Source organism: Alkalibacterium sp. s-m-28 (assembly GCF_054658175.1).
On record NZ_BAAGIQ010000315.1, the window covers coordinates 1 to 356 of the forward strand.

At 36.2% G+C, this 356-nt stretch carries 1 protein-coding gene; it reads right to left on the reverse strand.

What is annotated here, in order from left to right:
- Positions 1-249 (reverse strand): ATP-binding protein (locus tag ACYQ4S_RS12475; RefSeq protein ID WP_459771494.1); only part of this gene is annotated, 249 nt, incomplete at its 3' end.
- Positions 250-356: the final 107 nt, after the last annotated feature.

Below are 356 nucleotides of genomic sequence, written 5' to 3' on the forward strand. Positions count from 1 at the left end.
GCTTGGTTGAAAGTTGAAATCAAATTCTTCAAGTGATGTCCGTTTGGGAAAGTGTGCGCGCTGGATGACACGTTCCACAGTCTGATTCGTTTGAAAGTCTAATTCTTGATTAGTTAATTCTAGAAGAACTTCTGTTAAAGAAAGCTCATCCCGATTGGCAATTTCAACATAGTTTGGCACATATTCTCTCATATGTTTTAAATTCAAGGCCTCTAGATTATTTAATAGCTTTTGATAGTTACTGCTCATTCGAAGGCACCTCCAGTAAATCATATTGCTTTAAACTTCGTTTAATATGTTCTTGGATGTCATCTTCTTCTTTGTGGCTCATGACATCTGATTTAAGTATCTGAACC